23 protein-coding genes are annotated in these 23549 nt (G+C 74.3%); 10 read left to right on the plus strand and 13 right to left on the minus strand.

Annotation, left to right across the window (positions count from 1 at the left end):
- The first annotated feature begins 29 nt into the window (after positions 1-29).
- The gene (locus tag JN535_RS16610; RefSeq protein WP_205206757.1) at positions 30-353 is read left to right on the plus strand and encodes a DUF4235 domain-containing protein; all 324 of its coding nucleotides are present in this window, start codon (positions 30-32) and stop codon (positions 351-353) included.
- Positions 354-356: 3 nt separating this feature from the next.
- Here the strand turns inward: JN535_RS16610 and JN535_RS16615 are convergent, their stop codons facing one another.
- Entirely contained in the window at positions 357-989 is a 633-nt protein-coding gene (locus JN535_RS16615) for a response regulator transcription factor (protein WP_205206759.1), read from the minus strand.
- 85 nt (positions 990-1074) lie between these two features.
- Entirely contained in the window at positions 1075-2313 is a 1239-nt protein-coding gene (locus JN535_RS16620) for a sensor histidine kinase (protein ID WP_205206761.1), read from the minus strand.
- Positions 2314-2538: 225 nt separating this feature from the next.
- Between JN535_RS16620 and JN535_RS16625 the strand changes: the two genes are divergently transcribed.
- Entirely contained in the window at positions 2539-2757 is a 219-nt protein-coding gene (locus JN535_RS16625; RefSeq protein ID WP_205206762.1) for a hypothetical protein, read from the plus strand.
- 134 nt (positions 2758-2891) lie between these two features.
- Here the strand turns inward: JN535_RS16625 and JN535_RS16630 are convergent, their stop codons facing one another.
- The gene (locus tag JN535_RS16630) at positions 2892-5903 is read right to left on the minus strand and encodes a CBM35 domain-containing protein (RefSeq protein ID WP_205206764.1); all 3012 of its coding nucleotides are present in this window, start codon (positions 5901-5903) and stop codon (positions 2892-2894) included.
- 258 nt (positions 5904-6161) lie between these two features.
- Here JN535_RS16630 and JN535_RS16635 point away from each other — a divergent pair, with 258 nt between their 5' ends.
- On the plus strand, positions 6162-6785 hold the full coding sequence (locus tag JN535_RS16635) for a dihydrofolate reductase family protein (RefSeq protein ID WP_205206766.1): 624 nt from the start codon (positions 6162-6164) through the stop codon (positions 6783-6785).
- A 110-nt stretch (positions 6786-6895) separates the two neighbouring features.
- Positions 6896-7351, plus strand: coding sequence for a hypothetical protein (locus JN535_RS16640; protein WP_205206768.1), 456 nt, complete (start codon positions 6896-6898; stop codon positions 7349-7351).
- 93 nt (positions 7352-7444) lie between these two features.
- Here JN535_RS16640 and pgi read toward each other — a convergent pair whose 3' ends face one another.
- Complete coding sequence (gene pgi / locus JN535_RS16645) at positions 7445-9172, minus strand: glucose-6-phosphate isomerase (RefSeq protein WP_205206770.1); 1728 nt, start codon at positions 9170-9172, stop codon at positions 7445-7447.
- A gap of 126 nt (positions 9173-9298) precedes the next feature.
- Positions 9299-10174: an alpha/beta fold hydrolase gene (locus tag JN535_RS16650; RefSeq protein WP_205206772.1), complete on the minus strand. Its 876-nt coding sequence runs from the start codon at positions 10172-10174 to the stop codon at positions 9299-9301.
- Between the two features lie 109 nt (positions 10175-10283).
- Between JN535_RS16650 and JN535_RS16655 the strand changes: the two genes are divergently transcribed.
- Positions 10284-10919 (plus strand): TetR/AcrR family transcriptional regulator, encoded by a 636-nt coding sequence (locus JN535_RS16655; RefSeq protein ID WP_205206774.1) that lies wholly within the window; start codon positions 10284-10286, stop codon positions 10917-10919.
- A gap of 105 nt (positions 10920-11024) precedes the next feature.
- Entirely contained in the window at positions 11025-11603 is a 579-nt protein-coding gene (locus tag JN535_RS16660; protein WP_205206776.1) for a dienelactone hydrolase family protein, read from the plus strand.
- Between the two features lie 28 nt (positions 11604-11631).
- Here the strand turns inward: JN535_RS16660 and JN535_RS16665 are convergent, their stop codons facing one another.
- The 3 genes from JN535_RS16665 to JN535_RS16675 form a co-directional block, all read right to left on the minus strand.
- A complete protein-coding gene (locus JN535_RS16665) occupies positions 11632-12825 on the minus strand; it encodes a GNAT family N-acetyltransferase (RefSeq protein WP_205206778.1) in 1194 nt (397 codons plus the stop codon).
- Entirely contained in the window at positions 12822-14006 is a 1185-nt protein-coding gene (locus tag JN535_RS16670; RefSeq protein WP_205206780.1) for a GNAT family N-acetyltransferase, read from the minus strand. Before JN535_RS16670 ends, JN535_RS16665 begins: the two co-directional genes overlap by 4 nt.
- Positions 14007-14164: 158 nt before the next feature.
- Complete coding sequence (locus tag JN535_RS16675; protein ID WP_141388991.1) at positions 14165-14434, minus strand: GlsB/YeaQ/YmgE family stress response membrane protein; 270 nt, start codon at positions 14432-14434, stop codon at positions 14165-14167.
- A gap of 173 nt (positions 14435-14607) precedes the next feature.
- On the opposite strand from JN535_RS16675, the gene JN535_RS16680 reads away from it, so the two are divergent.
- Complete coding sequence (locus JN535_RS16680; RefSeq protein ID WP_205206886.1) at positions 14608-14982, plus strand: RNA-binding S4 domain-containing protein; 375 nt, start codon at positions 14608-14610, stop codon at positions 14980-14982.
- 89 nt (positions 14983-15071) lie between these two features.
- Here JN535_RS16680 and JN535_RS16685 read toward each other — a convergent pair whose 3' ends face one another.
- From JN535_RS16685 to JN535_RS16700, 4 genes are all read right to left on the minus strand, one after another.
- A complete protein-coding gene (locus tag JN535_RS16685) occupies positions 15072-16013 on the minus strand; it encodes a hypothetical protein (RefSeq protein ID WP_205206782.1) in 942 nt (313 codons plus the stop codon).
- Positions 16014-16207: 194 nt separating this feature from the next.
- Positions 16208-16936 (minus strand): lytic polysaccharide monooxygenase, encoded by a 729-nt coding sequence (locus JN535_RS16690; RefSeq protein WP_205206784.1) that lies wholly within the window; start codon positions 16934-16936, stop codon positions 16208-16210.
- A gap of 230 nt (positions 16937-17166) precedes the next feature.
- Complete coding sequence (locus tag JN535_RS16695; protein ID WP_205206786.1) at positions 17167-17916, minus strand: lytic polysaccharide monooxygenase; 750 nt, start codon at positions 17914-17916, stop codon at positions 17167-17169.
- A 275-nt stretch (positions 17917-18191) separates the two neighbouring features.
- On the minus strand, positions 18192-18770 hold the full coding sequence (locus JN535_RS16700; protein ID WP_205206788.1) for a 1-acyl-sn-glycerol-3-phosphate acyltransferase: 579 nt from the start codon (positions 18768-18770) through the stop codon (positions 18192-18194).
- Between the two features lie 151 nt (positions 18771-18921).
- Between JN535_RS16700 and JN535_RS16705 the strand changes: the two genes are divergently transcribed.
- The 3 genes from JN535_RS16705 to JN535_RS16715 are packed head-to-tail and all read left to right on the plus strand — an operon-like array spanning position 18922 to position 22522.
- Positions 18922-20133: an ROK family transcriptional regulator gene (locus JN535_RS16705; RefSeq protein ID WP_205206790.1), complete on the plus strand. Its 1212-nt coding sequence runs from the start codon at positions 18922-18924 to the stop codon at positions 20131-20133.
- Complete coding sequence (locus JN535_RS16710; RefSeq protein WP_307868855.1) at positions 20130-21080, plus strand: polysaccharide deacetylase family protein; 951 nt, start codon at positions 20130-20132, stop codon at positions 21078-21080. The genes JN535_RS16705 and JN535_RS16710 overlap by 4 nt, the downstream gene beginning before the upstream one ends.
- Positions 21077-22522, plus strand: a complete 1446-nt coding sequence (locus JN535_RS16715) for an MFS transporter (RefSeq protein WP_307868857.1) — start codon at positions 21077-21079, stop codon at positions 22520-22522. The genes JN535_RS16710 and JN535_RS16715 overlap by 4 nt, the downstream gene beginning before the upstream one ends.
- A gap of 434 nt (positions 22523-22956) precedes the next feature.
- On the opposite strand, the gene JN535_RS16720 is transcribed toward JN535_RS16715, so the two are convergent.
- Positions 22957-23514 carry a MarR family winged helix-turn-helix transcriptional regulator gene (locus JN535_RS16720; RefSeq protein WP_205206792.1) on the minus strand — a complete coding sequence of 186 codons (558 nt, stop codon included), beginning with the start codon at positions 23512-23514 and terminating at the stop codon, positions 22957-22959.
- Positions 23515-23549: the final 35 nt, after the last annotated feature.

The raw sequence follows: 23549 nt of genomic DNA on the forward strand, positions 1-23549 counted from the left end.
GAGAGCCGCAGCCGTCCTAGCGTCGAAGGATGAGCGACGACGTGACGGCGGGGACTCATCCCCCGGAGAAGACCGGCGGCAAGGCCGCGAAGATCCTCTACCGCCCGGTGGGGCTCGCCAGCTCGATCGTGGGTGGGCTCGTCGCGGGCCAGGTGTTCAAGCAGGTCTACAAGCGTGTCACCCCGGGGCACCGCTCCGACGCGCCCAAGCCGCTCGAGTCGGAGTACTCGCTGCGCGAGATCCTCGTCGCGGCGCTGATCCAGGGCGCGATCTTCGCCGCGGTGAAGGCGCTCATCGACCGCGGCGGGGCCCGGGCGTTCGAGCGCTGGACGGGGGAGTGGCCGGGCGACTGACGGTCAGTCGAGGCCGGCCGCGTGGACGAGCAGCGCGACCTGCGTCCGGTTCTCCAGGCCCAGCTTGAGCAGCACGTTCGACACGTGCGCCTTGACCGTCGGCACGCTGAGGAACAGGGCTGCCGCGATCTCGGCATTCGCCGCGCCGCGGCCGAGCTCGACGGCGACGTCCCGTTCCCGCCCGGTGAGCGCGTCGAGCGCCGCCCGCGCGCGGTCGCGCTCGCCGCCCGCGTCCGCGACCGAGGTCATGAGGCGCCGCGCGATCTCCGGTGACAGCACCGGCTCGCCGGCCGCCGCCGCGCGGACCGCCGCCACGATCCGCTCGGGCGGCATGTCCTTGAGCAGGTAGCCGGACGCCCCGGCGTGCAGGGCGCCGACGACCTCCTCGTCGCTGTCGAACGTCGTGAGCACGACGACGGCCGGTGCGCCCGCCCGCGACCGCACCCGCCGGGTCGCCTCGATCCCGTCGACCCGCGGCATGCGCAGGTCCATGAGCACGACGTCGGTCGGGTGCGCGTCGAGCACGGCCGTGACCTCGGCCCCGTCCGCGGCCTCGCCCACCACCTCGATGCCGTGCGCGCCGTCGAGCATGAGCCGCAGTCCCGCGCGGACGAGCGCGTCGTCGTCGACGATCACAAGCCGGGTCCGCGGCGCGTCGCCCCGGACCGCTCCGTCGTGCCGATCGCTCACGTGCGTGCCGCCCCGCGTCCACCCTGCTCGCTCACGTGTCCCACGGTAGCCGGACGTCGAGCACGAATCCCTCGTCCCGTGCCCCGGCGTCGAGGGTGCCGCCGAGCAGGTCGACGCGCTCGCGCAGCCCGACGAGCCCGGTACCGGTCCCTTCGCCGGTCGCCCCTCCCACGGCGCCGCCGACCGTCACGAGGCGCGGGCCGCCGTCGGACACCGTGACGCGCACCTCGCCGGCCCGCACGGCGACCCGCAGGGCGACGGGACCGCCCGGCGCGTGCCGGCGGGCGTTCGTCAGCCCCTCCTGCGCGACGCGGAACGCCGCGACCTCGACCGACCGCGGCACGTCCGCCGACCCCGACCGTTCGTAGACGACGTCGCCGCCCGCCTCGCGCGCCTCGGCGACGAGGCGGTCGAGGTCGTCGAGCGTGGGCTGGGGCGCGGGGGCACCGCCCTCGACGTCGTCGGGGTCCGCGCGCAGCACGCGCACGACGTCGCGCAGGTCGCCGAGCGCGGAGCTCACCGCGGCCCGGACCAGGCCCGCCGCGCGGGCGAGCCGCGCGGGGTCGGCGTCGGGGCGGTACTCGAGCGCGCAGGCCGTCGCGGCGAGGAGCGAGAGCCGGTGGGCGAGCGTGTCGTGCATCTCGCGGGCGATCCGCGTGCGCTCCGCGACCCGCGCCTCGGCGACGCGGCGCTCCTGCTCGGCCTCGGCGCGCCGGGCGCGGTCGCGCAGCGACCACATCAGCTGGGCCCGCGCCTGCCAGTACATCCCCCAGCCCAGCAGGGCCGCGTGCACCGCGAGGTCGCACAGGAGCCACCAGCCGAGCGGGAGCGCCTGCGGCCGCCGCAGCGCCTGCACGGCGTGGCCCAGGAAGCCGGCGACCGCGACCGGGACCGCCGTGCGCGCCGGGTACCAGCGCGCGACCTGCAGGGTCGCCACCGTCGAGGCGGGCGTCGCCGCGCCGGAGCACGCCGACAGCGACGCGAGGACCAGGGCGCCGAGCACCGGGGCGTCGCGCGGGGACCGCGACCAGAGCAGGGGGAGGGCCGCGAGGGCCAGGACCCCGACGGCGACGTCGAGCGCGGGCTGCGCGCCAGGCTCGTCCTGGCCGACGATCCCGGCCGTCGCGGCCGCGGTGAGCGCCGCCACGGCGAACCACGCGACGGCGAACGCCAACCACGGGACCAGCGGGCGGTCCCCGTCACGGCGGGCGGCGGCCGTCGCGAGGACGGGGCGCCCGGCGAGCGGAGGGCAGTCGGTCGGTGTGGTCATGCTCCGGACGCTAGGACGCGGCGTGGCGGGCGACCACCGACCAAGGTCGGGGGTCGAGGTCCGGCGGGAGGATCGGGGACGGGCGGGGGTCGGGACGGCCGTCGCCCTCCGGCCGGTGCGCAGGACGCGGCGTCGCCGCGAGCGTCAGAGACGTCGGCACCTCGCCGGCCGCGGCCCCATCCGCGTGAGCACGCGGCCCTCGTCGCGTGACGAAGGAGGAGTCCCATGCCCACGACGCCGACCGCCTCGAACGGCATCTCGAACGTCCCCCGCCACCCCGGCCCGTCCGTCGCGGCCGACGGGCCGCCGGTCCCGCGGGACGCCCGACTCCGCGTCCCCCGCTGGTCCGTGCCGCTCGTCGCCGCGGCCGTCGCCGCGGTGGTGCTCCTCGTCGTCGAGCACCTCGCCGTCGGCACGACCCTCGCGCTCGGCCTGCGCCGCTGACCCTCCCTGCCCCTGGCACCTCGGTCCAGCCGAGCACGACGTTGCTGTCGTGATCCGCCGGATGACGACAGCAACGTCGTGCTCGGCCGCGCGCCACGTCGTGGTTGAGCGTGCACGATCGCGAGCGGGTCGGGTCAGAAGCCCGAGTTGCCGCTCCCACGGTGCAGCGTGAAGCCCATGTCGTTGAGCAAGCCGCCGGAACCCGAACCCGACACCGTGGTGTTCGCGAACGACGCGCTGCCCGTCGCGTGGATCTCGATGCCGTGGGTCCCCGAGCCCGTGACGCTCACCCGGTCGAAGCTGACCTGCTGGATCGACTTCTGCCAGGACATGAGCACGCCCGCGTAGGTGCTGTCGACGATCTCGACGTCCCGGACCACGATCGGCGCGTCGATCGCGTGCACGTCCGCGTAGATCCACAGCGCGCCGAGCTCCGCGGGCCAGTTGGGCTCACGGCTGCCGGTCCGGACGAGCGTGTTGCGCTGGACCGTCGTCGTCCCGCTGAACGGCACCCCGAAGCGCGTGCTGATCGCGATGCCGGCGGCGGCGTTGACCGTGTCCGCCACGACGTTGTCCTCGACCCGGTTGCCCGTCCCGCCGTACACCGCGAGGCCGTTGGCGAGCGCCGGCGCCTGCACGGTGTTGAACGCGAACACGCTGTTCGTCACCGGGCCGCCGTCGGACCACATGGCGAGGGCGTCGTCGCCGGTGTTGCGGAACGTGGACTGCACGACGCGCGAGTTCGACACGTCGGTGCGGAAGTTCACGCCGTCCGCGTACGTGTCGCGCACGCGCAGCCCGACGGCGAGCACGTCCCTCGACCCCGGTCGCACCCACAGCGCGACCTTGGTGTGCTGGACCCACACGTTCTGGATCAGCGTGTCGCTCGCGAAGTCGCCCTCGATCGCGGCCTGCGAGTTCGCGTCGTCACGGACTGTCGCGTCCCCGAGGATCGCCAGGTCGGCGATCGTGACGCCACCGCCCGTCCCGTAGAAGCCACCCTTGGAGCCGGTGCCCTGGAGCACCGAGTGCCACGGTCCGGCGCCGAGCACGGTGACGCCCTGGACCTGGACCGCGTCGTTGACGTGGAACGTCCCCGCCGGGATCCACACGGGAACGCCGGTGCTCCTCGCCTCGGCGACGGCGGCCCGGATCGCGGCGGTGTCGTCCCCACCGCCCGACGTCGCGCCGTGCGTCGTGATCGACACGGCGCCCGCGGGCGGCGTGAGCGGATCGGGGACGACCTCCGCCTCGACGAGGTCGACGTCGACGTACGGGACGGTCGCCGTGTCCTTGCGCAGCATGATGACGGTGCCGGCCGGGTGGTCGCCGATCGCGACGCGGAGCTCGTCGTAGTAGCGGTGCGGGCTGCCGAGCGAGGGGTCGTCGTGGAACGGATACTCGCCGTAGACCCACGCGTGCTTCGAGGTGAGCGTCGCGTCGGTGACCTTGGTGCCGTTCGCGTAGATCCCGAGCGAGGAGGTGAGCCCGCCACCCGCCGGGGCGTCGGGGATCGAGTAGCGCAGCACGAGCCCGCTCGCGGGCTTGGTCAACGTGATGCTGACCTGCTCACCCGTCGCGTCGAGCCGCACCGCGCGGCGCCCGCTCGACTCGGCCTGGACGGTTCCGTACGTGCGCGACGCCGCGAGGACGCTGCCGCTCGTCGAGCCCGCCTCGGCCTCGTACTGGGTGTACGGGGTCGTGGCTCCGCGCTCCGCGAGCGCGCTCTCGCCGGTCGCGACGAGGCTGTCGACCGCGACGTCCGCGCCCGACGTCGTCGCGCGCAGGGCGACGGTGTTGACGCCCGCGCGCAGCGGCACGGCCGCGGTCGCCGTGCGCCACCCGGAGCCGGACGACAGGGCGACCGTCCCCTCGGTGCGGCCGTTCACCACGAGGCCGAGCGTCCGCGTCGACCCCGAGGTGTTCGCGAAGCGGACGGTGAGCGTCTGCGCCCCGGCCTCCTCCGCGGCCAGGGTCCGGACGACACGGGCACCCGCCGTCGTGAAGCCGGTCGCATACCCGTCGCCGGTGTAGCCGGCGACGGCCGTCGACGCCGTCACGCCACCCGCGAGGAAGGCGGCCTCCGCCTCACCCGCTCCGCCGGCCGGCGCCTCCGGCTCCTCGGGGTCCGTCCCCGCTGCCGTGACGGTCAGGTTGTCGAGGTTGGCGTTGCCGTCGTCCGCCGTGCCGTACGCGTACGAGATCGTGTGGTTGCCCGCGGCGAGGGTGACGCGCGTGGTGACGGTGCCCCAGGCCGCCCAGCCCGACGTCGGGGCGAGCGCGACCTGCTGGGCCGTGCCGCCGTCGACCTGCAGCGAGAACGTGCGGGGCGAGCCGGTCCCGTTCGCGTACCGCAGCGCGAGGTCGTACGACCCGGCGGACGCGGTCGCGACGGCGAACGTCACCGTCGCCGAGCCGCGGTTGGCGTCGGTGAAGCCGGCGACGAAGCCGGCGCCCGTGTACCCGGCGTGCTCGGTCGACACGACGGCGCCGCCGGAGAGCGCCGCCTGCTCCGCCTCGAACAACGGTCCTGCGCTCGCTCCGGAGCCGGGAGAGGGCGGCGTCACGTCGAGATGGTCCAGGTTGACGTTGCCGGAGTCCGGCGAGCCGAACCGGTACGCGACGGAGTGGCTCCCGGCGGTCAGCTCGACGCTCGTCGAGACCGTGCCCCAGGTGCCCCAGCCCGCGGTCGCGGGGAGCGTCACCTGGCGCGCGGCGCCGCCGTCGACGACGAGGCTCAGGGTCTTCGGCGCGGTCGTGCCGTTGGCGTAGCGCAGCGTGAGCGTGTGGCTCCCGGCGGAGCCGGCGGAGACCGCGAACGTGGTCGTGGCCGAACCCTTGTTGCCGTCGGTGTAGCCGCCGACGAAGCCGGCGCCGGTGTACCCGGCGTGGTCGCTCGCGACGACGGCTCCGCCGGACAGCGCCGCGGCCTCGGCCTCGTAGCGGGTAGGAGCGGCGCTCGCGGGTGCGACGACTGCGCCGAGCAGCGTCGCGACGAGTGCGCTCGTCGTCAGCGCGGCGAGCGCGCGGGCGAGGTGTCGGGGTGCTCGGCGACGGCGTCGACCGTCGTGCCCGGGGGGCGCGGCCGTCCGGATGGTGCGGGTCGGCGTCGGACGGGGTGCAGCGTGCTCGAGGATGAGTCGCACCGGGTGTCTGCTTCCTGTCGGGAGCCGCCCTCGTTGGCGGCTCGGGGCACCGCAGGCTTTCAGGGGCATCCGCACCGATGCCCGCGTCGACGCAGCGATTTAGCGTTAAACCTGCGGGATGATCATGAACCTACCACCGGATCGGAGGTCGTGACCAGTGCCGAGCCGACTCCCGGGGCTGCGTCCCGATGAGTTCCGGCCGGCTCCGCAGTCCATCCCGAACGTCGACCCCCACCATCCCGACCGGAAGGCCACCTCATGACCGCGAGGCTCGTGTCCACCCTGTTCCTCTCGCTCGACGGCGTCGCCGAGATCGACCCGGCCTGGCACTTCCCGTACTTCGACGACAACATGGCGGCCGCCGTCGACGAGGACTACCAGGACGTCGACGCGCTGCTGCTCGGGCGGGTCACGTACGACAGCTTCGTCGGCGCGTGGCCCGAGCGGGAGACCGCCGGGGGCGAGGACGCGTCGTTCGCCGCACGGCTGGGGGACATGCGCAAGATCGTCGCGACGCGCGGCGACCAGGACCTCGGGTGGCGGAACGTCGAGCGCGTCGACGGCGACCTCGTCGACGCCGTGCGCGCGCTCAAGGAGGAGCCAGGCCTGGGCAAGGTTCTCGTCGCCGGGTCGATCTCGGTCGTCCGCCAGCTCCTCGCCGCCGGGCTGCTCGACGAGCTGCGGCTGCTCGTCCACCCCGTCGCGGCGCGCACGGGCGAGCGCCTGTTCGACGAGGGCGAGCCGGTCTACCCGCTCACGCTCCTGCGCTCCGAGACGTTCCCGACGGGCGTCGTGCGCCTGGTCTACGCGCCCGCCGAGGCACCGGGCGAGGTCGCGTACGAGGACGTCGCGGGCACGGTGCCGTCCGGGAACGCGGACTGAGCCCCTGCCGACGCGGGGAGGGCGTACGCCTCGCCCTCGCGTCTCCGGCCCGCCCCGGTCACCTCCCGCGCGGGATGCAAGGACCCGCGACACCACGACACGGTGGGGGCATGAGGACGACGACGGCCGCGGTCGTGATCCCGGCGGTGCTGGGGCTCCTCGTCGTCGCGGGGTGCGCGACGACAGGCACGCCCGCGCCGGCCGACGACGCCTCCACGTCGCCGGGCGCCGACGTCGTGGGGGAGGCGGCCCCGCCGTCGGCGTTCGTCAACCGGGATCCGCTCGACTCCTGCGGTGACCTGCGGCTCGACCAAGGGGAGTCCGTCCCGGACGATGCCTACCGCTGCCTCGACGACGCTGCGGCGACGGGCGCGGAGCTCGTGGTCACGCTGCCGACGACGGAGGGCGACCCGATCGTGAACTACTACAGGGTCGGCCCGGGGATCGAGGGTCTCGAGATCTTCGTCGACGCGACCCGAGACACGTACGGCTCCGGGCAGTGGGCGCACCTGCGCTGCCCCGCCGCGGAGTCGGCGTCGGAGCCGGGGGAGTGCCGCGCGGCCTGAGCCCCGGAGAGGACGACCCTGCTCGCCCGCGAGGACGACATGGGGGACGTCATCCGGCGGATGACGTCCCCCTGTCGTGTTCGGCGGGTGCGGTCAGTTGCGCAGGTCGAGGTAGCGGTCGATGAGGGCGGCAGTGGACGGGTCCTGCGCGGCGAGCGCGTCCTCGTCGCCCGCGACGGCCGGCGCGATCTCGAGTGCGAGCTTCTTGCCGAGCTCGACGCCCCACTGGTCGAAGCTGTCGATGCCCCACACGACGCCCTGCACGAACGTGATGTGCTCGTAGAGCGCGATGAGCTGGCCCAGCACCGACGGCGTGAGCGCGGGCGCGAGGATCGACGTCGTCGGGCGGTTGCCCGGGAACGTGCGGGCGCTGACGAGGTGCTCCGCCGTTCCCTCCGCACGGACCTCGTCCGCCGTCTTGCCGAACGCGAGCGCCTTGGTCTGGGCGAAGAAGTTCGCGAGGAACAGCCCGTGGACGTCCGCGCCCGGCTGGACGGCGCCGCCGTCGCCGACCTCGTCCGTCAGCGGGTGCGCCGGGTTGGCGACGGCGATGAAGTCCGCCGGGATGAGCCGGGTGCCCTGGTGGATGAGCTGGTAGAACGCGTGCTGGCCGTTGGTGCCGGGCTCGCCCCAGAAGATCTCCCCCGTCTCCGTCGTCACGGGCGAGCCGTCCCAGCGCACGCGCTTGCCGTTGGACTCCATGGTGAGCTGCTGGAGGTACGCCGGGAAGCGGTGCAGGTACTGCGCGTAGGGCAGCACCGCGTGCGTGTGCGCGTCGAGGAAGTTGACGTACCACACGTTGAGCAGCGCCATGAGGACGGGCACGTTGCGCTCGAACGGCGTGCGGCGCACGTGCTCGTCGATCGCGTGGAAGCCCGCGAGCAGCTCGGCGAAGCGGTCCGGGCCGATCGCGATGGCGAGCGACGTCCCGATCGCCGAGTCCACGGAGTAGCGCCCACCGACCCAGTCCCAGAACCCGAACGCGTTCGCCGGGTCGATGCCGAACGCCGCGACCTTGTCGAGCGCGGTCGAGACGGCCACGAAGTGCTGCGCGACGGCGGCCTGCCGCGACTCGTCCGTGTCCTCGAGCGCGCCGACCGCCGCGAGCTCCGTCCACAGCCAGTCGCGCGCGAGGCGCGCGTTGGTCAGGGTCTCGAGCGTGCCGAACGTCTTCGACGCGACGATGAACAGCGTCGTGCGCGGGTCGAGGCCCGCCGTCTTCTCCGCGACGTCCGTCGGGTCGATGTTGGAGACGAACCGGACCTCGATGTCCTGGTGCTTGTAGGGCAGCAGCGCCTCGTACGCCATGACGGGGCCCAGGTCGGAGCCGCCGATGCCGATGTTCACGACCGTGCGCACGCGCTCGCCCGTGACGCCCGTCCACTCGCCCGAGCGGACCTTGTCCGCGAACGCGTAGACCTTGGCGAGCTCGGCGTGAACGTCCGCGTCGACGTCCTGGCCGTCGACGACGAGGTGCTCGTCGTCGCCGAGCGGGGTCGGTCGGCGCAGGGCGGTGTGCAGGACGGCGCGGTCCTCCGTGACGTTGATGTGCTCGCCCGTGAACATCGCCTCGAGGCGGTCGTCGAGGCGGACCTCCTCGGCGAGGCGCACGAGCAGCTCGAGCGTCTCGTCCGTGACGAGGTTCTTCGACAGGTCGACCGTGAGGTCGGCGGCCTGGTGCGTGAGGCGCCGGGCGCGGTCCGGGTCGGCCGCGAACCAGGTGCGCAGGTCCGGCTCCACGGTGTCGCGGTGCACGGTCAGCGCGGTCCAGGACGGGGTGGAGGTGGGGTCGATCGGCGGCGGCACGGGCTGCGAGGTCATGACCCCAAACTACTGACCGCCGTCGGCGCTCGCCCACCTCGACCGTCCCGCGGTCGATGGTCCGGTGGCCTGACGAACGGCCCCGTCGGTCCCTGGCGCCGGGTGGCGTGGTGCGGGCGAGGGTGCTCAGGCGGCGTCGTGACGGCGGAGGAACCCCTGGACGACCGGCAGGACGTGCTCCGGCAGCTGCCACAGGACGCCGTGCCCTCCACCCGCGACGAGCTCGACCTCCGCGTCCGGCACGTGGTCGAGCACGCGCCGAGCCGCCGCCCGCGGGTCGCCGAGCCGGGTCTCGGCGCCGAAGAACGCGAGCGTGGGGGTCGTGATCGCCGCGAGGCCCGCATCGTCGAGCGGGCTCGGCCAGGGCGTACGACGGCGGAAGCGCATCGCCGCGCGCGCGAGCGCCCGGTCCTCGGCGGTGGGCTCCGCGCCGGGGCTGAGCCACGCGTCGAGACGGGCGAACCGCCGCTCGGTGGGCCACAGCGAGGTGGTGACCATGCGCGCGAGCACCCTCGGCGACGGCTTGACGAGGGTCGTGATCCCCTCGCCGAGGGTGAGGCTCGCCAGCCGTTCCGGGGCACGTCCCCCGAGGAGGGCGGCGAACCAGGCGCCCTCCGAGTAGCCCAGGACGTGCGCGCGCTCGAGACCGAGCCCGTCGAGCAGCTGCTCGCCCCACGCGCCGTAGTCGGTCGGCCGGGTCAGCGGGGCGGTCTGCACGCTCCGCCCGGCGGTCCCGACGACGTCGGGTGCGTGGACGACGCGGTCCTCGGCCAGGCGTGCGACGACGGCGTGCCAGCTGAGGCCGGTGCCGAGAAGACCGTGCAGCAGCACGAGCGGGGTCCGCTCCCCGGTGCCGGACGTGCGGACGTGGGTGGTCCCGAACGCCGTGCCCACCTCGGTCTCGGTGGACGGGAGCGGCCAGCGGGTGGCCAGCTTCACGTACGCGCGCTCGTAGGCGCGCCGTGCGGCGTCGTCCCGGAACGCCCCGAGGGAGGTGGTCATGGTGGGCTCCTCGACGTAGTGATATGCCCGTACCATAATGGTGGTACGGGCATATCATCAAGCGGGTGGCGGAGCCGGGCCGGACCGGGAGCGCCGGAGGGGAGCAGGGATGCCGCGGCTGGTTGACCACGCGGAACGGCGCGAGCAGATCACCGACGCGGCGCGCCGCGTCATCGGACGGGAGGGGCTCGACGCCGCCACGTTCCAGGCGGTCGCGGCCGAGGCCGGCGTGTCGGTACGCCTGGTCCAGTACTACTTCGGCAACAAGGAGGGACTCCTCGCCGCGACGCACCGGGCGGTGATCGACGCCTCCGCCGCCCGCTTCGGCACCGGCGGGCCCGCACCCGGGCCGCCCCCTCCGCCGCGCGACGTGCTGCGGGGGGTCGTGGCGGGGCTCCTGCCGCTCGACGCCCAGCGACGGGAGGACGCCGTCGTGCTCGCCGCGTTCCATGCCGCCGCGCTGACCCGGGACGCCGCGGCACGGGAGGCGCTGCTGCCTGCGCCCCGCGCGCTCGTCGACGTCGTCGCCGCCCAGCTCGACCGGGCGCGCGGCGCCACCCCCACGGGGCGTGGCGAGCGAGACGTGGGGACGGGCCGGGACGCCGAGCTCGTGCTCGCGACCCTCGCGGGCCTCACGCAGTCGGTCGTGGCCGGCCACCTGGAGGCGGGGCAGGCGCTCGCCGTGGCCGATCGGCTGCTCGACCACCTGTTCGCCGCGCCGACGGGCGGGCCTACGCCGACGTGACCCCCGGGAGCGCGCGTGGGTGGCCGGGGCCACGATGGGCTCGGCGCGTCCACCGGCGCCCACCACGCCCGCCGCTCGCGGGCGTCCGAGTCCGAGGGAGGACCGATGGCTGAGGTAGTGCTGTTCCACCACGTGCAGGGGCTGACGGACGGCGTGCGCACGATCGCCGAGGCGCTGCGGGGCGCGGGGAACGTCGTGCACACGCCCGACCTGTTCGAGGGGCGCACGTTCGCGACCCTCGACGAGGGCATGGCGCACGTGCAGGAGCTGGGCTTCGGCACCGTCCTGGAGCGGGGACGGGCCGTCGCCGACGGCTACGACGCGAGCGTCGTCTATGCGGGGATCTCGCTCGGTGTCCTGCCCGCGCAAATGCTCGCCCAGACGCGCGCCGGCGCGAAGGGCGCGGTGCTGCTCGAGGCCTGCGTACCGGTCTCGGAGTTCGGCGAGGCCTGGCCCGACGCCGTCCCCGTGCAGGTGCACGGCATGGACGCCGACCCGTCGTTCGCGGGGGAGGGCGACCTCGACGCCGCGCGTGAGCTCGTGGACTCCACGCCCGACGCCGAGCTGTTCGTCTACCCCGGCGACCGGCACCTGTTCACCGACCCGAGCCTGTCGTCGTACGAGCCGGAGGCCGCCGCGCTCGTCACCGAGCGGGTGATCCGCTTCCTCGACGGCATCCGCTGAGCGGCCGACGTCGCGGCGGCCTCCGGGGTCAGGGGGTCGCGCCGGGTTGCTGTCCGGGCTCTCCGGCGGGTGCCGCGTCGAGCTCGAGCTGCCACTCGGCGTCGACGCTCGCGGGCGCGAAGCCGAGCGCGACGTTGATCGCGAGCATGTGCCCGTTCTCCTGCGCGTTCCACGTGTGGACCCGGCGCGACGACGGCCGCGCCCGCGCGAGCTCGTCGAGCACGGCGATCTTGACGAGCATCCCGAGGCTGCGGCCACGGTGCTCGCGGAGCACGAGCGTGTCCTCCTGGAACACGACCTCGGGCCGGTCGTGCGGGTACGCCACCATCGAGAACGCCGCGAGCGTGCCCGACGCCGCGTCCTCCGCCGCGGCGATGACGTAACCCTGGCCGCGGTCGTGGATCTCCCGGGACGCCGTCCGGACGCGCTGGGCGTCCCACGGGTCCTCCTCGAGGTCGAGGCCCCCGCTCGGGGCGTCCGTGCTCATGCGCGTCTCGAGCAGCGCGAACTGGTCGATCCACTTCTCGGGGACCTCGTCCGTCCACACGTGCACGCGGTAGCCGTCGGCCCGCTCCGTCGCAGCCGCGCGCAGCGGGTCGAGCACCGCGGGCGCGACCGGGAGGTCGAGCACCGAGTGGCGCACGACCTGCTCGAGCGTGAAGCCGCGGTGCAGCGCGAAGGCGGTCGCGTCGTCGTGCGCCGGGACGCGGCCGCTGCCCGTCGGGGCCTCCAGCGCGCCCGGCCCGGGCGGCGGCTCCGGCGCGAAGGACGAGTCCGACAGGACCACGCGCCGACCTTCCGCGCGCGCGACCTCCAGCGCCGCGTCCCACAGCGCGGAGCCGACGCCGCGGCGCCGGTGCGCGGGGTCCACGCCCACGTAGACGACCGCCACGTGCGTGTTGCCACGCTGCGGGAGCGCCACCATGGACCGCCCGACGACGTCCTCGGGCCGGGGCACCGCGCCGTGCGGGGCGTCGTCGAGCACCGCGACCCAGCGCAGCACGCGGCGGTAGCCGGCGCTCGCCACGGTGCCCGCGACGGTCGCCGCGTCCAGCGCGAGGTCCGTGTGTCCGTAGATCGCGCGGTCGATCGCGACGCCCACCCGGACCGTCCCGTCGACGGCCCAGGAGCCCGGTGCGTCGAGGCTCCCCGGGACGGGCTCGATGCGCACGCGCACGTCACGCGCGGCGGTGGTGGCGGGTCCCGCCTGCGGTGCGGTCACTCGCCGTCCTCGGGTGTCGTCCTGCGCTGCCACGCGGCCCACACGCCCGCGGGCCGGAACCCGAGAGCGACGTTGATCGCGAGCATGTGGTCGTTCTCCTGCGCGTTCCACGTGTGGACGCGTCGGGTCCTGGGGCGCTCGCGGGCGAGCGCGTCGAGGTTGGCCACCTTGACGAGCATCCCGAGGCGCCGTCCGCGGTGCTCACGGAGCACGAGGGTGTCCTCCTGGAACGCGACGTCGTCGCGGTCGCGCGGGTGCAGGAAGACGGTGAACGCGGCGAGCGTGCCGGTGGGCACGTGCTCCGCGGCGCTCAGGAGGAGGCCGTTCCGCTTCTCGGCCTGCTCGCCGACCCACGTGCGCACGCGGCGCACGTCCCACGGGTCCTCGCCGTACTCGACGCCTCCGGTGGGCGGGTCGGTGCTCATGCGGGTGAAGAGCACGGCCACCTGGTCGAGCCAGGCGTCGGGGACCTCGTCGGTCCAGGTGTGCACCCGGTAGTCGGCGCCGGCGTGCTCCCGGGCGTCGGCGCGGTGGGCGCCGAGAGTCTCGGGGACCACCGGGAGGTCCAGCACCGAGTGGCGTTCGACCTGCTCCAGGGCGTACCCGCGGGCGCCGAGGAAGCGCGGGCCGGGGGCGTCGGCGGGGACGCGGCCGGCGCCGGTCGTGGCGTCGAGCGCGCGCGGGCCGGGCGGCGGCTCGTCGCCGTGCGAGGTGTTCGCGAGGAGCACGGTACGGCCGGCGTCCACGGCGAGGCGCTCGGCGAGCGTGAGCAGCGCCGTCCCGATGCCGCGCCCGCGCTCCGTCGCACGCACGACGGCGAAGGTCTCGCTCAGGTGCTCGTTGCTCGTGGTGGGGTGGATCACGACCAGGTGAGCGACGACGTCGGGCACCGAGGGCGGGACGCCGTCGGCGAGCAGGGCGCGCGCAGCCGGGGAGCGCACGACGACGAAGCGGCGCTTGGCCGCGTACTCCTGGTGGTCCATGCCCGAGAGCACGTCCCGAGGCCGGAGCGCGAGGTCGTCGTAGCCGTGCACCTCGAGCTCGTGCTCGCGCTCGAGGTCGGCGACGGCGTGGTACGCCCACGCGTCGGGGGCGTCGAGCGACGAGGGGTGCGGGGCCTCGACGAGCGCGTACCCCGGCGGGACGGACACCTCGGGGGCGGTGCGGGCGACGCTGCTCATGCCGTCCAGCGTCGCCGCGCGGGCCGGGCTTGTCCACGGATTTCGCTCGCCGCCCGGCGCGGTGCCGGCCCGGGCGTCGTCGCCCGGCACGACGACGACCCGGGCTCCCGCAGGAGCCCGGGCCGTGGAGGCCTCCGGTCGAGGCGGTCGTGCGACGCCTACTTGCGCGCGGAGCGGCGCGAGATGGCGCCCCAGATGAGCAGCACGAGCAGCGAGCCGACGAAGGCCCAGAACCACGTGGTGAGCGAGAAGAACTCGTCGTTGGCGTCCGCGCCGAACAGCGCGCCGCCGATCCACCCGCCGAGGAGGGCTCCGAGCACGCCCACGATCAGCGTGACGATCCAGCCCCCGGCTGCCTTGCCCGGCAGGATGGCGCGTGCGATCGCGCCCATGATGAGGCCGATGAGGATCCACCCGATGAAGCTCATCCCTGTCTCCGTTCTCTGGGGGGACGAAACGGTCATACAGTCCAACTGCCCCGTATGCCTGTCTTCACGGTGGCACGGTGCGAGCCGGTTCGCACGCGGAAGCGGTGCTGCACGGGTCGTGGCGCCGCAGACGCCGTCGTGCGGACGCCGGTCGTTAGGCTCGAGGGATGGCGATGGCGGAAGCGACGAGCGCGCGCGTCGACAGCTGGCTCTGGGGCGTCCGGGTGTTCAAGAGCCGCTCGCAGGCGACCGCGGCGGTCAAGGCCGGCCACGTGCGGGTCAACGGCGAGCGCGCGAAGCCCGCGACGAGCGTCAAGGTCGGTGACCGCGTCGTCGTGCGCGGCGGCCCGGCGGAGCGGATCCTCGTGGTCCGCAAGGTGCTGGTCAAGCGCGTCTCGGCGGCGCTCGCCGCGGAGGCCGTCCTCGACCAGAGCCCGCCCCCGCCGCCCCGGGAGCTCACCGTCCGCGTCGCCGTCCGCGACCGCGGCGCCGGGCGCCCGACGAAGCGCGAGCGTCGCGACCTCGACCGTCTCCGGGGCCGCGGCTGACCCCGGTACACCGAGCGCTGCGTCTGCGCCCGAACGATGCGTTCACGGACGCAGCGCTCGAACGCAGACGCAGCACTCGACTGTCACCCTCAGTGCAGACCGGGGCGCGCGACCTGGGGCGCCGTCCTCAGGGCGGGGACCATCCGCCGGACGCGGTCGGCGACCTGCTGCTCGCTGCGCAGGTCAGGTGTGGTGACCCGCAGGATCCGCCAGCCCTCCTCCTCGATCGCCTCCTGCCGACGCTTCTCCCGGTAGAGGACTCTCGCCGGGTCGCCGCCGGCGAGCTCGCCGTACTTGACGAACCCGTCGAACTCGACGAGGAGCCGCCACTCGTCCCACCCCATGTCGGCCCGGAACGCGCCGAGGCGCGTGGCGACGACGAGCTGCGTCCGGGGCGCCGGGAGGCCGTGGCGCAGGATCGCGTACCGCGTGACCGACTCCCCGGGACTCTCTGCCCCGGCATCGGCGACGGCGAGCACCGCCCGGGCCCGCACCGCGCCACGGCTGCGTGCTTCGCGCGACCTGCGTCTCAGCTCCTCGGGGTCTGCTCCTCGTCGTAGCGCCGCGTCGGCGACGACGAGCCCGTCTCGCGCCGGGAGGACCCTCGCGCAGTCGAGCACGGTGCGCTCGAGCGTGGTCACGGGCAGACCGGAGACCTCGGTGAGGTCTTCGGGCACGACCGCGACGCGATGGCGGACCAGGTCGGACGCCCCGCCACGGCCCGGCACGTTGCGCTGCACCACGTGCACCTGCGCCGGTGCGCGCCAGAGGGGCAGCCCCCAGACGAGCGCCGCGGTGGGCCCGTAAAAGCAGAAGCTGCCCACGAGCTGGTGCGCGACGGCCTGGATCCGGGCCTCGGCGATCCGACGCTCCGCTCGGGCTGCGGGCAGGTGCCGGCGCGGGTCGGCACCGAGGAGGTAGGCACCGCGGCGGAGCCGGAACGCGGTGCCCGCGTCGAGCGCGGCGAGGATCTGAGGGCGCGGGACCTCGGCGGCGAGGACGGTGCGCGGGAGCGGCTCTGATGCGGTCACGAGCGGAACGATGGCAGCGCCGCCGCGGCGATGACGGGACTGCACGGAAGCCCTGTGGACAGAGCGGTCCTGTGGTCGGCGCAGACGGCCGGAGGTGGGCCGAACCGAGCCGGGAGCGAGAGATGCGTCAGCGGCCGACGGATGCGTTCGGGGACGCATCCGTCGGCCGCTGACGCAGCGTTCGGTGGGTCAGGTCAGCAGGGGCCGAGGTCCTTCCAGACGCCCCACTGGCCGCTCTGGGCCGGGTTCTCGCCGGTGGTCCACCACTTGGCCTGGTAGTTGCGGCCGTCGTGGGAGACGTTCGCGCCGCCGAGGTAGACCGAGCCGGCGGACCAGGCGGGGGCGGTGCACTCGCCGGGCTCGGGGTCGGTGGGCTCGGGGTCCGGGTCGCCCGGGTCGGTGCCACCGCTGCCGATCTTCAGGTCGACGCAGTTGTAGAACGCGTTCACGGTGTTCGACACGTTCCAGCGCGCGAGGATCGTGTGGTTGCCCTCGGGCAGGCCGGTCAGCGTGTGGGAGATGTTGCTCGGGGGCTGTGCGCCGCCCTGGTTGAACGTCTTGAACAGCACGCCGTCGACGAAGTACTCCCACGTGCTGGTGTTGTGCGCCGCGGTGAGGTTCCACTGGAACGTCACCGACGTGCCGGTCTGCGTGCGCGGCCACGGCTTGCTGTTGTCGTCGAGGATGCTGAAGCCGCTCCCGCCGGAACACTGCATCGAGCCCTTGGGGGCCTCGACGGACTGCGGCTCGTACTTGATGCTGCCGCAGTCGAACGACGTGGTGCCCTTCGCGCAGTGGTCCTGCCGGCTCGGCGGGGACGTGATCCAGCCGTGCGCGCTCGCGCTGGGCGCGATCGCCACGGGGGCGATGATCGCGACCGCGCCGACGACGGCCGCCAGGAGTACCGCTCTCAGTCTTCGCATGAGATGTCTCGCTCTCCATCCGGTGCTGCATGGGTCCTGCGGCGCGCTTCGTCGCGGGCCGCTCTCGGATCGGGCACGTTCGACGCTACGAAACGTGAGGAGTGCGGACAATCGGGCGAAGCCCGTACGTGCTTCCTCGTACCCGGCGTGCCGTCCGCTCCCGGGGACGCACGACGGCGGGTGCCTCGCCCGGAGGACGAGGACACCCGCCGTCGCGGGGGTTCAGCGGGTCAGCAGGCGCCGACCAGCTTCCACGGGCCCCACGCCTCGGCGCCCGGGACGTTGTTCAGCGTCCACCACTTCGCCTCGTAGATGTTGCCGTCGTGCGAGACCTTCGCCCCGCCGGTGTACGTCGCGGTCGACGACCACGCCGCGTCGGTGCACTCGCCCGGCTCGCCGCCGCCGGGGTTCTCACCGCCGGGGTTCTCCCCACCAGGGTTCTCGCCACCGGGGTTGGTCCCGTCCGCCGTGACCGTGAGGTCGACGCAGTTGTAGAACGCGTTCACCGTGTCCGCGACGCTCCAGCGCGCGAGGATCGTGTGCTCGCCCAGGGGCAGGCCCTTCAGGGTGTGCGAGATGTCCTTGGGGGGCTGCACGCCGCCGCCGTCGAACGACGCGAAGAGCTGGCCGTCGACGAAGTACTCCCACACGCTCGTCGCGTGGTTGGCGGTGAGCTTCCACTGGAAGGTCACGTCGCGGCCGGTGGTCGTGCGCGGCCAGGGCTTCGACTCGTCGTCGAGGATCGTGTAGCCGCTGCCGCCGGAGCACTTCATCGAGCCCTTGGGCGCCTCGACGGACTGCGGCTCGTACTTGAGGCCGCCGCAGTCGAAGGACGTGGCGCCGGTGGCGCACTGGTCCTGCCGGCTCGGGGGGGACGTGATCCAGCCGTGCGCCGAGGCGCTGGGGGCGATCGCGATCGGGGCGATGATCGCGGTCGCGCCCACGACGGCGGCGAGGAGCGCCGCGCGAAGTCGCTTCATGGGGGACTCGCTTCCTGTGTCGGGGAGGGCCGACACCGTGCGGAGCCCGCACCGTCGGCCGTGACGGGGTGGACCGTAGGCAGCCGCGCGACGTCCGCTCAACGACTACGCACGCCCGGCCTCGGGTACGGGAAGTCCCGTACTCAGACGGGTCGGTTCGCCGGGATCGTGCGCCTGCGACGGCGCTCCGCCCCCGTCGTACCCCGGTGCGGAGGGACGGCGAGCGGGTGAAAACATGTGGTGATCACGTAGGGCCCGCGGGTGGTGCACCGGTGTCAGGCGGCCGCGTCCTCCTCGCGCAGCCGCGGCTCGGTGCGCAGCGCCGGGCGGAGGCCCGACTTGTCGGCGTAGAACGCGCGGACGACGTCCATGTCGGCGCGCACGTCGCCCGTGAGCTCGATCGTCGGGCCGAGGCCGGTCGTCATGGTGGTGCGGTCGACGTACCCGAGGGTCACGGGCAGGTGCGCCTCGCGCGCGATCCGGTAGAAGCCCGACTTCCAGTACGACCCCGCGCCGCGCGTGCCCTCGGGCGTCACGACGAGAGAGAACACCTCGCCGGCCTGGAGGCGCGCGACGACGTCGGCCACGACCCGGCTCGGGTCGCGCCGGTCGACGGGGATGCCGCCCAGCGCGCGCATGAGCGGGCCTGCGGGGCCGGCGAACAGCGTGTGCTTGCCCAGCCAGCGCACCTGGACGCCCGTGCTCCACGCGATGGCGAGCATGAGGACGAAGTCCCAGTTCGACGTGTGCGGGGCGCCGACGAGGAGCGTCGGGCGGCGGGTGTCGTACGGCTCGGAACGCAGGGACCACCGACTGGTCGCCCAGTAGGCGCGGGCGAGGGCTCGGCGGATCACGACGCCACCGTACAGGGCCGTCCACAGGCGGCCGGTCGCCGTCGACAACCACAGGGAGCCCGGCTAGTCTCCGGGCGGGTAGGCAACCTCCCGCCCTACCTGCACGGCCCGGACATGTCGGCTCGACCACCCACTGCTCGACGGAGACCAGATGGACACCACTCCCGCCGGTACACCCGCCCTCCTGCGCACCCTGAACGCGCGTGCCGTGCTCGACGTTCTCGCCACGGGCGCGCAGGTCGCCCGGCCCGACGTCGTCGCGGCGACCGGGCTGTCCAAGACGACCGTGGCGCAGACGCTGCGTGCGCTCGAGGCGACGGGTGTCGTCACGCAGGCCGGGCTCGACCGCGACCGTCGCGGTCCGGCCGCGACGCTGTACCGCGTGGACCCCGACTACGCGTTCGGGCTGGGGGTCGACGTCGCACGCGACCGGGTGCGCGTCGCGCTCGTCGACGTCACGGGCTCGATCCGTGCCCGCGCGGAGCGTCGCGACGTCAAGCCCACGACGACGTCGCGTGCCCGCGCGGCCGCCGAGCTCGCGCGCGCGTGCGTCAGCGACGTCGCCGCCCGGCTCCCCGAGGGCACCGCGGTCGAGGTGACGCGCGCCTTCGCGGCGGTCCCGCTGATCGTCGGCTCGGACCGGCGGACCATCCGGCGCGTCCCCGGCTTCGAGAAGGGCGGGACCGACCTGGTCGAGGCCCTCGAGGACTCGCTGGGCTGCCCGGTCTCGCTCGAGAACGACCTCAACCTCGCGGCGCTCGCCGAGCAGCGCGACGGGGTCGCCACAGGCGTGAGCTCGTTCGCCGTGCTCGGCCTCGGCGACGGGTTCGGAGCGGGGCTGGTGCTCGACGGGAAGCTCCACCGCGGGTTCGCGGGCGGTGCGGGCGAGGTCTCGTTCCTGCCGCACCCCGCCCGGGCGCTGGGCTCCGAGACGTTGGGCGCGTCGTCGCTCGCGGTGCTCGCGAAGGAGCACGGCCTGCCCGACGACGTCACGGTCAAGGAGGTCGTCGACCGCGCCGAGCACGGCGACGGCGCCTCGAACGATGCGCTCGACGAGATCGCCGAGCGCATCGGGGTCGTCGCGGCGTCGGTCGCGCTCGTCGTCGAGCCCGAGCTGTTCGTCCTCACGAACCAGGCGGCCCGCGCTCCGATCTCGGACCGGGTGACGCGCTTCCTCACGGAGAAGATCGCCGTGCTCCCCATCCAGGTCGTGCCGTCGGAGCTCACGTGCGACGCCGTCGTCGTCGGCGCCGCACGCTCGGCGAGCGACGCGCTGCGCGACGAGGTGTTCCGTTCCGCGGCCGCCCACCCCGCGTCGGGCGAGGGCGACGCCGCGGACGAGCGCGAGGAGGCGGCGTCGTGACCGCCGCCGCACCGGGTGGGGGAGCACCGCCGTCGGACCTGGTCTCCCGGCTCGGCCTCGCCGCCGACGCGCGCGCGATCATCCTCAACGCCGACGACTACGGCATGTGCCGGGCGGCCAACCGCGCCGTCTCCGAGCTCCTGCTCGCGGGGCACATCGACTCCGCGACCCTGATGGTCCCGTGCGGGTGGGCGCCGGACGCGCTCGCCTTCGCGGCCGCGCACCCCGTCGACGTGGGGGTGCACCTCGTGCTGACGAGCGAGTGGACGCGGTACCGGTGGCGGCCGCTCACGGGGACGGGCACGTCCCTGGTCGACGACGCGGGCTACTTCCCGCGCGACGTGCTGTCCGTCGAGCGCCGGGCGCGCGTCGAGGACGTCGTCGCCGAGCTCACGGCCCAGCTCGACACGGCGCTCGCGGCCGGGGTCGACGTCTCCCACCTCGACAACCACATGGGCTCGGTCTACGGGCTCGAGACGGGGCGGTCGTTCCTGCCGCAGGTCTTCGAGCTCGCCGCGCGCTACCGCCTGCCGTTCCGGCTGCCCCGGACGACCGACGGGATGATGCTGCCCCCGGGCGACTTCCAGCCCCTGCTCGACGAGGCGACCGCCGCCGCCGACGCGCTCGGCGTCGTGCTGATCGACCGGCTCTGGACGCACGCGTTCGAGCTCGACGGCGCGGGGACGGTCGAGGAGGAGGACTACGAGGACGTCCGGGCCGACTTCCTCGACCTGCTGCGCCGCATCCCCTCCGGCGTGACGGAGGTCTACCTCCACCCGATGCTCGACGACGACGAGCTCGGTGACGTCGCCGACTACGGCGTGGCGAAGCGCGGCTTCGAGCGCCGCCTGCTCGCCGACCCGGCCGTGGCGGCCGTGATCGCCGAGGAAGGGCTCGTCCGCGTCGGCTGGCGGGACCTGCGCGCGGTGCAGCGGGGCGAGCGGTGAGCGCCCTCGGGACGCCGTCGGGCAGCGCGCCGACGGCGGGCCGCGGGCTCGTCGCCCGCATCCGGGACCGCCGGCTCGTCGGCACCCCCTCGCGCGCGCGAACGGTCGCGTACGGCGCGTCCGCGTTCCCGTCGAACCTGCTCATGCAGACGTTCTCGGCGTTCGTCGTCTACTTCTACGTCGACCACCTCGGCGTGCGCGCCGGCTGGGTCGCGGGCGCGATGGTCGCGCACGGCATCCTCAACGCCCTGCTCAACCCGCTCGTCGGCGCGGTCTCCGACCGGCGCCGCACGCGCTGGGGCCGGCGCGTCCCGTGGATCGTGCTCGGGATCGTCCCGCTCGTCGTCGCGTTCGCGCTCGTGTGGACGCCGCCCGCCGTGGGGCCGACCGGTCTCGTCGTGTGGTTCCTCGTCGTCGTGGCGCTGTTCGACGTCGCGTACGTCGTCGTCGCGCTCAACGTCTCGGCGCTCTTCCCCGAGATCTTCCGCACGACGGCCGAGCGCGCCCGCGGCAACACGCCGCGCCAGATCTTCGGCCTCGTCGGGATGATCCTGGGCACCGCGGGCGCGCCGCTGCTGTACGGCACGCTCGGGTGGACCTGGATGGCGCTCCTGCTCGCCGTCGTGAGCCTCGCGTTCTTCGTGTGGTCCCTCGCCGGCATGGTCGAGCGCCCCGTCGACGTCGCGGCGGTGCGCTCGCGCGAGGCCGGGGTCGGGCTGGGCGACCAGCTCCGGTACACGTTCGCCAACCGCGCGTTCGTCACCTACGTGCTCGGGTCGCTCCTGCTCCAGAGCACGACCGCCATCGTGCTCGCCGCGATCCCGTTCTACGTGCGCTACACGGTGGGCGGCGTCGAGGCCGACGCGACGCTGCTGCTCGCGCCGATCTTCGTCGCCGCGATCCCGTCGATCGTCGGGTGGTCGTGGGTCGTGCGGAAGATCGGCCCGCGTTCCGCCATGCTGTGGGTCGTCGCGGTGTACGGCCTCGCGACCTGCCTCTACCTCGTCCCCTCCACCGTCCTCGGCGCCGCGCTCGCGGGCCTCGCCGTGGGTGTCGGCGTCGCGGGGCTCATGCAGGTGCTCGAGGTCGCGCTCGCGCAGGTCATCGACGACGACGAGCGCCGCACGGGCCTGCGCCGCGAGGGGATGTACTTCGGCGCCAACGGGTTCGTCGTGCGCGGGTCCGTCATCGTCCAGGCCGTGCTCGTCGCGGGCGTGCTGTCGGCGAGCGGGTACGTCGAGGGGGCGGGCGACGTCGTGCAGCCGGACAGCGTCGCGACCGGCGTGCGCCTCCTCCTGGGCGGAGTCCCCGTCGTCCTCGCGACGCTCGCGTTCGTGTGCTTCTGGTTCTACCCCCTGCGCGGCCGCGACCCCGAGAACACCGACGCCGCCCTCACCGAGGCCGACGCCTCGCCCACCGCCGCGGACCCGCTACCGAGGTAGACCCCTGGTCTGCCGAGGTAGACCCCTGGTCGCGCGAGGTAGAGCCGCGGTTGCGCGAGGTAGAGCCGTGGTCCTAGTGCCGACGGCGCTCTGGTCACCTGGGGTGGTCGGGGTGGGTGGTGGTGCTGCGTCTACCATCCGCCGCTCGTTCCTCGCGGCTCCCGCCAGGCCCGACCACGACGCGGCACCACCACCCACCCCGACCGGCGTCGTCTCGCCGTGGTCGGTGCTCGCCCCGGCGACTGCCCGCGGTGCCAGGTTCGCCCTCGTCGCGCCGCTGGCCCGTGCCACCGCCGTGTCGCACCGCTTGATCGGGTGCGACTACGGCCCCCCTTCGGGTGACCAGGGTTCTACCTCGGCGGACCGCGGCTCTACCTTGGCGGACCGGGGTTCTACCTCGGCGGACCGGGGGTCTACGTCGGCGGAGCGCGGCTCTACCTCGTGCGGGTGCGGTTCTCGTTCGGCGGGGTGGTGCCAGCGAGGGTGTGCTCCGCGACGGTGCAGGGGTCGGTGGTGGCGTCGACGTCGCGGAGGTCGCACGCGACGCGGCGCATGAGCGTGCGGAAGATGCTGCGCTCGCCGGGCGAGAGCATGCCGAGGAGCTCCTCCTCGGCGTCGTGCACGGCGGTGGCCCACGCCGCGAGCCGACGGCGGCCCTCAGACGTCGCGACGACGCGGCGGGCGCGGCGGTCGGCGGGGTTCTGCCGGCGCTCGACGAGGCCCGCGGCGACGAGGTCGTCGACCAGGTAGGTCATGACGGTCCGGTCGATGCCGTGGTGCTCGGCGAGGGCGAGCTGGGTGGGGTGGTCGCCCTGCGCGACGGTGACGAGGACCTGGTAGCCGCGCGCGCCGTGCGGGACGTCGTCGAGCGCCTGCTCGACCGTCGCGCGATAGGCCCGCAGCAGCACGCCGAGGTGCCAGCCGAGGTCCTCGAGGCGACCCGGAAGCTCGGCCGGGGCCGTGGCGGCCGCTGTGGTCGTGGTCGTGCTCATCACGCCAGCCTACCGCCGGGAATGTGGTTGCACCA

It is taken from the genome of Cellulosimicrobium cellulans (assembly GCF_016921195.1).
In the GTDB taxonomy this organism is placed as follows: domain Bacteria; phylum Actinomycetota; class Actinomycetes; order Actinomycetales; family Cellulomonadaceae; genus Cellulosimicrobium; species Cellulosimicrobium cellulans_F.

What these genes read in the sequence shown, in the direction of transcription:
- JN535_RS16610 (WP_205206757.1), top strand. Translation starts at nt 30, where the DNA reads ATGAGCGACGACGTGACGGCGGGGACTCATCCCCCGGAGAAGACCGGC.
- JN535_RS16620 (WP_205206761.1), bottom strand. Translation starts at nt 2,313, where the DNA reads ATGACCACACCGACCGACTGCCCTCCGCTCGCCGGGCGCCCCGTCCTC.
- JN535_RS16625 (WP_205206762.1), top strand. Translation starts at nt 2,539, where the DNA reads ATGCCCACGACGCCGACCGCCTCGAACGGCATCTCGAACGTCCCCCGC.
- JN535_RS16635 (WP_205206766.1), top strand. Translation starts at nt 6,162, where the DNA reads ATGACCGCGAGGCTCGTGTCCACCCTGTTCCTCTCGCTCGACGGCGTC.
- JN535_RS16640 (WP_205206768.1), top strand. Translation starts at nt 6,896, where the DNA reads ATGAGGACGACGACGGCCGCGGTCGTGATCCCGGCGGTGCTGGGGCTC.
- pgi (WP_205206770.1), bottom strand. Translation starts at nt 9,172, where the DNA reads ATGACCTCGCAGCCCGTGCCGCCGCCGATCGACCCCACCTCCACCCCG.
- JN535_RS16650 (WP_205206772.1), bottom strand. Translation starts at nt 10,174, where the DNA reads ATGACCACCTCCCTCGGGGCGTTCCGGGACGACGCCGCACGGCGCGCC.
- JN535_RS16655 (WP_205206774.1), top strand. Translation starts at nt 10,284, where the DNA reads ATGCCGCGGCTGGTTGACCACGCGGAACGGCGCGAGCAGATCACCGAC.
- JN535_RS16660 (WP_205206776.1), top strand. Translation starts at nt 11,025, where the DNA reads ATGGCTGAGGTAGTGCTGTTCCACCACGTGCAGGGGCTGACGGACGGC.
- JN535_RS16670 (WP_205206780.1), bottom strand. Translation starts at nt 14,006, where the DNA reads ATGAGCAGCGTCGCCCGCACCGCCCCCGAGGTGTCCGTCCCGCCGGGG.
- JN535_RS16675 (WP_141388991.1), bottom strand. Translation starts at nt 14,434, where the DNA reads ATGAGCTTCATCGGGTGGATCCTCATCGGCCTCATCATGGGCGCGATC.
- JN535_RS16680 (WP_205206886.1), top strand. Translation starts at nt 14,608, where the DNA reads ATGGCGGAAGCGACGAGCGCGCGCGTCGACAGCTGGCTCTGGGGCGTC.
- JN535_RS16690 (WP_205206784.1), bottom strand. Translation starts at nt 16,936, where the DNA reads ATGCGAAGACTGAGAGCGGTACTCCTGGCGGCCGTCGTCGGCGCGGTC.
- JN535_RS16695 (WP_205206786.1), bottom strand. Translation starts at nt 17,916, where the DNA reads ATGAAGCGACTTCGCGCGGCGCTCCTCGCCGCCGTCGTGGGCGCGACC.
- JN535_RS16705 (WP_205206790.1), top strand. Translation starts at nt 18,922, where the DNA reads ATGGACACCACTCCCGCCGGTACACCCGCCCTCCTGCGCACCCTGAAC.
- JN535_RS16720 (WP_205206792.1), bottom strand. Translation starts at nt 23,514, where the DNA reads ATGAGCACGACCACGACCACAGCGGCCGCCACGGCCCCGGCCGAGCTT.